7 protein-coding genes and 1 pseudogene are annotated in these 10196 nt (G+C 53.6%); 7 read left to right on the forward strand and 1 reads right to left on the reverse strand.

Annotation, left to right across the window (positions count from 1 at the left end; translation table 11 throughout):
* The first annotated feature begins 52 nt into the window (after positions 1-52).
* Positions 53-1438 (forward strand): NAD-dependent succinate-semialdehyde dehydrogenase, encoded by a 1386-nt coding sequence (locus IGQ15_RS09240; RefSeq protein ID WP_297051084.1) that lies wholly within the window; start codon positions 53-55, stop codon positions 1436-1438.
* Here IGQ15_RS09240 and IGQ15_RS09245 read toward each other — a convergent pair.
* On the reverse strand, positions 1435-3378 hold the full coding sequence (locus tag IGQ15_RS09245) for an ABC transporter ATP-binding protein/permease (protein WP_297051086.1): 1944 nt from the start codon (positions 3376-3378) through the stop codon (positions 1435-1437). The two genes, IGQ15_RS09240 and IGQ15_RS09245, sit on opposite strands and share 4 nt — an antisense overlap.
* A 73-nt stretch (positions 3379-3451) precedes the next feature.
* Between IGQ15_RS09245 and IGQ15_RS09250 the strand changes: the two genes are divergently transcribed.
* From IGQ15_RS09250 to IGQ15_RS09275, 6 genes and pseudogenes are all read left to right on the forward strand, one after another.
* Entirely contained in the window at positions 3452-4108 is a 657-nt protein-coding gene (locus tag IGQ15_RS09250) for a lysophospholipid acyltransferase family protein (RefSeq protein ID WP_297051088.1), read from the forward strand.
* A gap of 481 nt (positions 4109-4589) precedes the next feature.
* Positions 4590-5354, forward strand: a complete 765-nt coding sequence (gene pflA / locus IGQ15_RS09255; protein WP_297051090.1) for a pyruvate formate-lyase-activating protein — start codon at positions 4590-4592, stop codon at positions 5352-5354.
* A gap of 33 nt (positions 5355-5387) precedes the next feature.
* Positions 5388-8051: pseudogene (adhE, locus tag IGQ15_RS09260) on the forward strand (bifunctional acetaldehyde-CoA/alcohol dehydrogenase); the annotation flags it as partial.
* Entirely contained in the window at positions 8051-8761 is a 711-nt protein-coding gene (locus tag IGQ15_RS09265) for a lipoate--protein ligase family protein (protein ID WP_297051092.1), read from the forward strand. The pseudogene adhE and the gene IGQ15_RS09265, both read left to right, overlap by 1 nt.
* A 32-nt stretch (positions 8762-8793) precedes the next feature.
* Entirely contained in the window at positions 8794-9294 is a 501-nt protein-coding gene (locus IGQ15_RS09270) for a hypothetical protein (RefSeq protein ID WP_297051093.1), read from the forward strand.
* A gap of 10 nt (positions 9295-9304) precedes the next feature.
* Positions 9305-10192, forward strand: coding sequence for a hypothetical protein (locus IGQ15_RS09275; protein ID WP_297051095.1), 888 nt, complete (start codon positions 9305-9307; stop codon positions 10190-10192).
* Positions 10193-10196 lie beyond the last annotated feature (4 nt).

Below are 10196 nucleotides of genomic sequence, written 5' to 3' on the forward strand. Positions count from 1 at the left end.
ACGTTCTAGGCGCTAGCGATCGCTGGCGTCAGCCAGATAGGGAAATTTAATGATGGCAATCGCGTCGGTTAATCCCACAACTGCTGAGGTCTTAAAAACCTTTTCCCCCTTAGGGGCCGAGGAAGTGGAGAGAGCTATTGCCCAAGGGGCGACGACCTTTGAGACCTATCGCCTGACCTCCTTTGAGCAGCGTGCCCAGTGGCTAGAAAACACAGCAAATCTCCTGCAACAGCAGCGGGATGCACTTGCTCGCCTCATGACCCTTGAGATGGGCAAACCAATTACAGAGGCGCGGGCTGAAATTGACAAATGTGCGTGGGTTTGTCGTTACTATGCCGAACAGGGAGCGGCTTTCCTGCGGTCTGAATTAATTCCCACGGAGGCAAGCTACAGCGCGATTCATTACCAACCCCTTGGCATTATTTTGGCGGTAATGCCGTGGAATTTTCCCTTTTGGCAGGTGTTTCGGTTTGCCGCACCGGCCTTGATGGCGGGGAATGTGGCTCTGCTCAAGCATGCTTCTAATGTGCCTCAGTGTGCGCTGGCGATCGCCCAGCTCTTGAGGGAAGCGGGCTTTCCTGAGGGGGTCTTTCAAACCCTGCTGATCCCCGGCAGTGCCGTTGCTGATCTGGTGGCGGATCCGCGTATTAAGGCAGCTACCCTCACGGGCAGCGAAGCAGCGGGCAAAAGTTTAGCCCAAGCAGCAGGTCAGCACCTCAAGAAAACCGTTCTGGAACTGGGGGGAAGTGATCCCTTTATTGTCATGCCCAGTGCCAATATCCCTCAGGCGATCGCCACCGCTGTCCAAGCCCGTATGATTAACAATGGCCAATCCTGCATTGCTGCTAAACGCTTTATTGTCCATGAGGCTGTCTATGACACCTTTGCTGAGGGAATGAAAGCCGCCTTCGAGACGTGGGTGATTGGCGATCCCTTAGAACCCACCACACAACTGGGGCCTCTTGCCACTGCCGCCATCCGTGATGAACTCCACGCCCAAATTGAACTTGCCCTGAGTCATGGTGCCAAGGCAGTTTACCGCCGCTCTCTGCATCTCCCGAGTCATTGTCAGCAGGGGTATTTCTTTGCGCCGACAATGTTGGCAGCGGTGACTCCAGATAACCCCGTGTTTACCCAAGAGCTATTTGGGCCTGTAGCGATGCTCTTTCGGGTACCCTCCCTAGCTGCGGCAATCGAACTGGCCAATGCGACACCCTTTGGTTTAGGCGCCAGTGCTTGGACACAGGAGAGCGATGAAGCGGAGATCTTGGTGCGGGATCTCGAAGCGGGTGCTGTCTTCATTAACGCGATGGTCAAGTCCGATCCACGTTTACCCTTTGGCGGGATCAAGACATCTGGCTATGGCCGTGAGCTAGGACGCGCAGGACTGTTGGAGTTTGTTAATATCAAAACAGTGTGCCGCTACGGCGATTCCTAACTGAGCGCATAAAATTGCCATTCGCGATCGCCCTTGAGTTCTAAAACATACTTGTGGTACTGCATCAGGCTCTCGCGGTGGCCAACACTAATGTAGTTGCGGGTGATGCGCTGAATATGCTCATAGACCCGTTTTTCATTGGCCAAGTCTAGGGCACTGGTGGCTTCATCCAAAATGGCGTAGGGACGATGATTCAGTAGCAGGCGGGCGATCGCCAGTCGTTGCTGCTCCCCAAGGGAGAGCACATCATCCCACGCCAATTCAACATCGAGGCCACCCACCCGATCCGGCAAATGTGCCAAGTTGACTTCGGCAAGAGCGTGCAAAAGCACATCATCCGGCGTCTGGAGATCGCCACTGGGATAGAGCAGTTGGGTGCGCAGTGTGCCCAGCACCATGTAGGGACGTTGGGGCAAAAAGAGCACTTGATCCACTGGGGGACGAATAATGCGACCATTACCGCTTTGCCAGAGGCCAGCGATCGCCCGCAGCAGCGAACTTTTACCGACGCCACTGGGTCCCATAATTACCACACTGTCCCCCGCATCAAGGGCAAATGTGACATCTTCTACCAGCCGCCGTGCCAAATTTGGCGTATCCACAGTCACGTGTTCTAGGGCAATGTAAGGCTTCTCCACCAGCTGAATTTGTGACTGGGGTGACAGGGGTGGAGTTGTCAGTACCTCATCAAACTCCGCCAAACGCTCAATCCCCGCAATAAAGCCCGTGAGGTTCGTAAACTGGTTCACAATAATTGAGAGTGCCCCCAGCACCTGAGAGAAAGCAAAGCTGGCTTGACTAATCGCACCAAAGTCAATCTCACCGGCAAAGTAGCGGGGAGCAACGACCGCCGCCGGCACAATTACCACAAAGTAGTTATAAGCAGTGGTGAAAAATTCAAGATTACGCTGCCAACCAATCAAAAGGTTAAAGTTGCGCAGTACCTCTAGAAAGCGCTGACGCACCTGAACCGCCTCTTGGCCTTCACCACGATAAAAGGCAATGGACTCTGCGTTATCGCGCACATGGACAAGGCCATAACGAAAATCCGCTTCCCGCCGCAGTTGGTTAAAATTCAGCCAAATTAGGCGCTGACCAATTAAAACGGTGATAATAGTGCCGACAATAGCATAACCAATCAGCGTCAATGTCAAGGTTTGGGAAATGCTCCAAAGAATACCGCTAAAAGCAATGAGGTCAATAATTTCACCGAGAATAATGAGCAAAAATTGGAGAGACGTTTGCGTAAATGAGCGCACATCCTCACTAATCCGTTGGTCAGGGTTATCAATCTCCCCTTGGTTTTCGATGGTGTAGTAAGCACGATTCTGGAAGTAGCGATCCAAAAAATGACGGGTAAGCCAATCCCGCCAGCGCAATCCTAGGTATTCCCGCACGTAACGATAGATCACCACAATGGGTGTGCCGACGACAAACACACCGGCATAGACCCAGAGAAACCGCCAGTAGGTCTCGGAATTTTTTTCCGCTAGCGCCGTCTGGAAGAAACGCCCCACAAAGCTAATAATCACGTTGAGGCCACTCACAGACAGGGAGAGCATCAAGAGTAATGCCAACAGTGCCCACGCTTGCCAGCGGGGAATCAGGGCTTGTCGCAGCAGTGCAAAGATTCCTAAGGGGACAATCACCGTCCCCAGCAGAATACTGCGGCTGAGGGGCTGTGCCCACAGGGATTGAATCATCTCTATGAGGCCGCCGGCAATTTGTCCCATCAGTTCGGGGGCAAGGGCATTAAGGCCAAAGGTCACGGCTGCCGTCAGGCCAAAGAGGAAGCCAAACATCAGGGCAATCACCAGAAAAAGCAGCAGAATAAAGATCACGCTGCTGCCCCAGCGATCGCGGGGAAAGAAATAGGGTTGGGCAATGCGCAAAAACTGCCCCCAAACACGGAGATTAAAGCGATGGGTCGGCTGCGACATTGGCTTGTTCCTCAACAGTGGCAAGGGGCTACAGGCCTACTATTGTAGTCGGGGCGGCTACGGAGGAGAACGGATGCACCACAAAAAAACGGCACCCACCACATCTCACATCTCACCGTGGCTCTATTGGGGGTTATGGCCAATGCATCGCTTATTTTTGCCCCTTTACTTTTCGCGGATTACGATTGTCGGTCGTGAGCAGTTGCCCAAGGAGGGGCATTTCTTGCTTGCCCCCAAGCACTGTAGCCGTTGGGACCCGGTGATTTTGCCCTTGGTGTGGCCTTATCCGCTGCGCTTTATGACCAATGCGCTCGAGTTTAGCGGGGTGCAGGGCTGGTTTATCCGCCGTCTAGGGGCCTTTGCCGTAAACCTCAACCGTCCTCAGCCTAGTAGTTTGCGCCATGTGCTGGAGATTCTCAACGCAGGTCGGCCCCTAGTGATCTTTCCCGAGGGTGGGATTGTCCGCGATCAGGTGGTGCGCCCCTTAAAGCTGGGTTTGGCTCGCTTGGTCTTGCAGGCCGATCGCCCCCTACCGATTTTTCCCGTTGGCATTGCTTACGAGCCGCAGCCACAGTTTCGTGCCCGAGTGGCCCTTTGGATTGGAGCGCCCCTCTGGACGCCCGCTGAGCGCGAGGGCAACCTCAAACAACAGGCACAGGAATTGACCCATCAACTGGAAGCAGCCTTACATGCAGCCGTGCTGGAGGCTCGCAAATGTGCGCGATCATAGGGCTAACAGGCCTAGTTTGTAACTAATCATACAATTGGCCTAGGTGAAGAGAATTTTGTAGAATAAAGGCAAGATTGAACAAGTCATCAAAAGCCTCAATCTCGATATTTTTCAACCTTTGAGCGGGCGATCGCCCCCAATATTGGCATACTGAAAAACTTTTCATTAAGTTGGGCAAAGTTAGGAAACGACCGCCAATCCTAAAAGTTAATTAAGACAGCGTGCAAATTGGTCTTCTGCTTTTATGATGAAATTACAGTTTTGCAAAGTTCAGCAGCGTAAAGCCCTTTCCGCAAGGCAAGGATAGAACAAGCCCAATTGGAAAAAGCCCGTAGGCAAGACTGTAGGAGTAATTGAAAAGTGAGTTTTAGTAAAGCGAGATACTTTCCTAGGAGCGATTAAAACTTTAGGGAATTCTCCGGCCGGCTCTGTTCAACCCTATAGAAGCTATCTCAAGCGATCTGTTGTCACTGAGGTTTCAATGATGGTTTCCACACTTCCTGAAAAACAACCCGAAAAACAACAGGTGATAGGTTACATTCACTCCGTTGAGACCTGTGGCACAGTGGATGGTCCCGGCATTCGCTATGTGATTTTTACCCAAGGGTGTCCGCTGCGCTGTCTGTACTGCCACAATCCCGACTGCCGTGAACCCCATCAGGGCAAGCTGGTAACCGTGGAGGAACTGATTGCTGATATTCAGCACTACCAATCCTATCTGCGCCAAGGGGGCGTAACGGTCAGCGGCGGCGAACCGCTGATGCAGCCAGAGTTTGTGCGTGAAATTTTTGAGCGCTGTCACGAATTGGGATTGCACACCGCCCTAGATACATCAGGTTATGTGGTCTTGGAGGCAGCCAAACCGGTTGTGGCGGCAACGGATCTGGTTCTGCTGGACATTAAATCCTTTCTGCCCGAGACCTATCGGCGGGTCACTAGTGTCACGATTACCCCCACCTTGGAGTTGGCCAAGTACCTTGATGAGATCCATAAACCCACATGGATCCGCTTTGTCTTGGTACCGGGGCTGACGGATGATCCCGAAAATATTCGGGGATTGGCGCAATTTGTGGCGGGTCTGCGTAATGTAGAGAAAGTGGAGGTGTTGCCCTTTCACAAAATGGGGGAATACAAATGGCAGCAATTAGGGCTGCCCTATGAACTTTTTGATACGCCGGCGGCGAGTCCCGAAGATGTCCAGCGGGCGATCGCCCTCTTCCGTGAATATGATCTCAACGTTCAATAACTTGCCCATTTAAGAAATTTCTTTCCTAAGGAGTCGCCCATGACTGCCCAAGCCTTAACTCACTCTCAACCCGTTCAAACCATTGCCGATCTCGAAGCACTCATTGAGCGCGTCCAAAGGGCACAAACCCAGTATGCCCAGTTTACCCAAGAGCAGGTGGATCACATTTTCCACCAAGCGGCCATGGCGGCCAACCAAGCGCGGATTCCCCTTGCCAAACAAGCTGTAGCGGAAACGGGCATGGGGGTGGTTGAAGATAAAGTCATTAAAAATCACTTTGCCTCGGAATACATCTACAACAAGTACAAACATGAGAAAACCTGCGGTGTGATTGAGGATGATCCCATTTTTGGCATCCAAAAAATTGCTGAACCCGTGGGGATCATCGCCGGTATCGTGCCAGTCACGAATCCAACCTCGACGGCCATCTTTAAGGCATTGATTGCCCTGAAAACCCGCAATGGCATTATCTTTTCGCCCCACCCCCGAGCAAAGGGCTGTACGGTGGCCGCAGCCAAGGTGGTGTTGGATGCAGCGGTTGCCGCTGGCGCACCCCCCGATATTATTGGCTGGATTGATGAGCCAACGATTGAACTCTCCCAAGCCCTGATGCAGCACCCGCAGATCAAGCTGATTTTGGCCACGGGTGGGCCGGGCATGGTGAAGGCGGCCTATTCCTCTGGCCATCCGGCGATCGGGGTCGGGGCGGGGAATACACCGGTGCTCATTGATGCCACCGCCGACATTCCAACGGCGGTGAGTTCGATTCTCCTGAGTAAGGCCTTTGACAATGGCATGATCTGTGCCTCGGAGCAAGCGGTGATTGTCGTCGATGAGATCTATGACGCGGTCAAAGCCGAGTTTCAACGGCGGGGGGGCTACATTCTCTCCCCTGAAGAACGGCAGCGGGTGGCAGAACTCCTTCTGCAGGAGGGTCGCCTCAATGCCGCCATTGTGGGTCAATCGGCAGCCACCATTGCTGCAATGGCCAATATCCAAGTGCCGCCCGAAACGCGGGTACTCATTGGTGAAGTGAGTGAAGTCGGGCCGCAGGAGCCATTTTCCTATGAGAAACTCTGTCCGGTATTGGCCTTGTATCGGGTACCCCAGTTCCATAAAGGGGTGGAGATTGCGGCACAGTTGGTGAATTTTGGCGGCATGGGGCATACCTCTGTGCTCTACACCGATCCCCGCAATCAAGATGATATTGCCTATTTCAAATACCGCATGCAAACGGCGCGGGTTCTGATTAATACGCCTTCTTCCCAAGGAGCGATCGGGGATTTGTACAACTTCAAGTTGGATCCATCGCTGACCTTGGGGTGTGGTACGTGGGGCGGTAATGTCACGTCGGAAAATGTCGGCCCCCATCACCTGTTGAATATCAAAACGGTGAGCGATCGCCGCGAAAATATGCTCTGGTTCCGCGTGCCGCCGAAAATTTACTTCAAACCCGGCTGCCTCCCCATTGCCCTGCGGGATCTGGAAGGGAAAAAACGCGCCTTCCTTGTGACCGATAAACCCCTCTTTGACCTGGGCGTCACTGAGCCGATTGTGCACACCCTTGAAGAACTGGGCATCAAGCACGATATTTTCCACGAAGTGGAACCAGACCCCACCCTCAGTACGGTCAACCGAGGCCTAGACCTGCTGCGGCAGTATCAGCCCGATGTCATTATTGCCGTGGGGGGTGGCTCACCCATGGATGCAGCCAAGGTGATGTGGCTGTTGTACGAGCATCCGGAGGTGGAGTTTGACGGCTTGGCCATGCGCTTCATGGATATTCGCAAGCGGGTGTATCAACTGCCCCCCTTGGGTCAAAAAGCCATCATGGTGGCGATTCCCACCACTTCGGGGACAGGTTCAGAAGTGACGCCCTTTGCAGTGGTTACCGACGATCGCGTAGGGATTAAATACCCCCTGGCGGACTATGCCCTCACGCCCACAATGGCAATCGTGGATCCCGACTTGGTGCTGCATATGCCCAAGAAACTCACGGCCTATGGCGGCATTGATGCCCTAACCCATGCCTTGGAGTCCTATGTATCGGTGCTCTCGACGGAGTTTACTGAGGGTCTGGCGCTAGAGGCGATCAAACTGCTCTTTACCTATCTACCTCGCGCCTATCGCTTGGGGGCAGCTGATCCAGAGGCTCGCGAAAAAGTCCACTATGCAGCGACGATCGCCGGCATGGCCTTTGCGAATGCCTTCTTGGGGGTTTGCCACTCGATGGCCCACAAACTTGGCTCCACCTTCCACCTGCCCCACGGCCTTGCCAATGCGCTGATGATTTGCCATGTCATCCGCTATAACGCCACAGATGCCCCCCTAAAACAGACAATCTTCCCGCAGTACAAGTATCCCCAAGCCAAGGAACGCTATGCCCAAATTGCCGACTTTCTTGAATTGGGTGGTAGCACTCCAGAGGAAAAAGTGGAGCGCCTGATTGCCGCCATTGAAGACCTGAAGGCGCAGTTAGAGATTCCAGCCACCATTAAGGAAGCCCTCAACAGTGAGGATCAAGCCTTCTATGAACAGGTGCAGAGCATGGCCGAACTCGCCTTTGACGATCAGTGCACGGGGGCAAATCCTCGCTATCCGCTGATTCAAGACCTGAAGGAGTTGTATATCCTTGCCTATATGGGATGTCGGCGGGATGCGGCAGCCTACCATCCGGCGGAAGCAACTTCGAGTTGATGTGGCGTTATCTTCCCCCCTTGGCAGCACCGGGGACGGTGCAAATGGCAGTGGATCGGTGGTTGTGGCAGTCTAGCGATCGCCCCTGTCTGCGGTTTTACACCTGGTCACCACCCGCCATCTCCCTTAGTTACAGTCAACAGCCCATTCCTGAGCACTGGCAATACCTGCACTGGCAGGGGCAGCCCGTTCCACTGGTGCGGCGACCCACAGGGGGGCGAGCTGTTTTGCACCAAGGGGATCTCACCTACAGTCTAGTGGCGTGGGGGTTAGGGCAACGGCGGCGGCAGGTCTATGCCGATCTGTGTCAATTCCTGAGGGTGGGGTTTGAGCGCCTAGGGTGGCCACTGCAATTGGGACAGGAACGCTATCCCGCCAACGCTCCCATCAATTGCTTTGCCCGGGCAACCGTGGCCGATTTGGTTTTACCTAGCGGCGAGAAAGTCATTGGTAGTGCTCAAGCGTGGCGGGGCGATCGCGTCCTTCAGCAGGGTTCGATTGTCCTTACCCCTGACCCCGATCTATGGCAGCAAGTATTTGGCAGTGTGCCCCATCGGCAGTCCCTTCCCCCTTTAGAGGTGGTGCAAACAGCTCTCTTGGACGCCTTTGAGACGCAGTGGCAGGTGAAACTGATCCCGGAACCGTTGAGCGATCGTGAGTGGCAAGAGATTAACAGCACATCAAACTTGACCGGTGGCTTCCCCGCCTAAGCTATGATTGGCTTGTTGTTTTGGGGATCCGCATGGCACGCTGGCTGACTGCGCTTGTTTTAGCCCTTACGCTTCTCATTACCGGTTGCGCCCCCACTCCGCCCTCTCCCTATGAGCAGGTGCAACAAGAAAGCACCCAGCGCAATGCACCACCGGCAGTGAGTCGTGAAGCCACCCAAGGAAGTGAATTTAATCGCTTCTTTCCGCCGGAGGGGAATGGCTTTGAGCGCATCTACGTCCAAGAGAAAAAGGGGTTTGCCGAGGCTAAGCTGAAAAAAGATGGGAAAGAACTGGCGATGCTGGCCATTGCCGATACGATTAGCACCCCTGAGGCTGCCGCCAAGTTTCAAAACAGTACGATGCAGATTGCCGGCTATCCAGCAGTAGAGGTGGGGACGACGCAAACGGCAATTCTCGTCGCCAACCGCTATCAGGTCAAGGTACTCTCCCGTGATCCCAGTTTTACCGCCAACGATCGCAGGGAATGGATTGAAAAATTTGATCTTGCTGGTTTAGCCCAACTTGCCCCCTAAGGAGACCACCGTGAGCGAAGCTATCTACAAAATTGTTGATCAACTCCCCACTGGGGGCATCACTGTTATGGCCCTCAAGTCCTTGGATTTCATCATTCCCGGCCAGTGGCAAAATATCGTTGGTTTTGATAACACGATCCGCCATGTGACGGGGGAAACAGATCCTGCCTTGATCCGCCAAATTGGCGATCGTGCCGTGCGGCTCTTTAATGACAAATCCCAAGGCTATCAACGGGCACTGTGGCTTTATCAAACCGTGGACAACACTGATGCTCTCCTAGGAGCGGCTGCCCTTGCCAACAAAGTGGGCGAGAAAATTTCGTTCCTCGGCTTCTTGGATAAAATGACGCCAAAGCCAGAGCGGGCGCAGGCCATTGACCTCAGCATTAAGCTGATTGTGGAAATTCTGGCCTTTTGTCAAATCAATGGCATTCCCGGTGACAGCCTCGGCGATTTCCTGCGTGCCCTTGCCGACTACAGTGGTGAATCCCTGATGCGGATGGCCGCCCTCATCTGTTTTGATGGCCTGATTCCCCTCGGGCCTGACTTTCTTCTCAAATGCTTGGGCACACTGCAAAGCTTGCAACCCAATGATCTACAGAAAAACCCCACCTTCAAAGCGATTGGCAGTGTCGTGCCGGGGGGCAATCCCAGCGGTCAATTGGGCTTTATTATTCAGAGCTTTAATGCGGTGCAGGGGTGGATGAACCAATTTGTCAGCAGCCACGAGTTAACGCCGCAAAAGGTGATCAATAGTCTGCAAAGCTTTATTGAACTCTCGAAGGATAACCTCGACTACTTAGGTGTCTTTTTGGACATGAGCACCAACTACTACTACCATACGGGCGTTCAGACCCTTGCCCGCCGCCTGATTGAACGAGCTGTGGCGGAAATCTAGTTAT

Source organism: Thermosynechococcus sp. M98_K2018_005 (genome assembly GCF_015295825.1).
In the GTDB taxonomy this organism is placed as follows: domain Bacteria; phylum Cyanobacteriota; class Cyanobacteriia; order Thermosynechococcales; family Thermosynechococcaceae; genus Thermosynechococcus.

Bases quoted from the DNA above. Each gene is read 5' to 3' on its own strand.
- IGQ15_RS09240 (WP_297051084.1), top strand. From the start codon at position 53: ATGGCAATCGCGTCGGTTAATCCCACAACTGCTGAGGTCTTAAAAACC.
- IGQ15_RS09245 (WP_297051086.1), bottom strand. From the start codon at position 3,378: ATGTCGCAGCCGACCCATCGCTTTAATCTCCGTGTTTGGGGGCAGTTT.
- IGQ15_RS09250 (WP_297051088.1), top strand. From the start codon at position 3,452: ATGCACCACAAAAAAACGGCACCCACCACATCTCACATCTCACCGTGG.
- pflA (WP_297051090.1), top strand. From the start codon at position 4,590: ATGATGGTTTCCACACTTCCTGAAAAACAACCCGAAAAACAACAGGTG.
- IGQ15_RS09265 (WP_297051092.1), top strand. From the start codon at position 8,051: ATGTGGCGTTATCTTCCCCCCTTGGCAGCACCGGGGACGGTGCAAATG.
- IGQ15_RS09270 (WP_297051093.1), top strand. From the start codon at position 8,794: ATGGCACGCTGGCTGACTGCGCTTGTTTTAGCCCTTACGCTTCTCATT.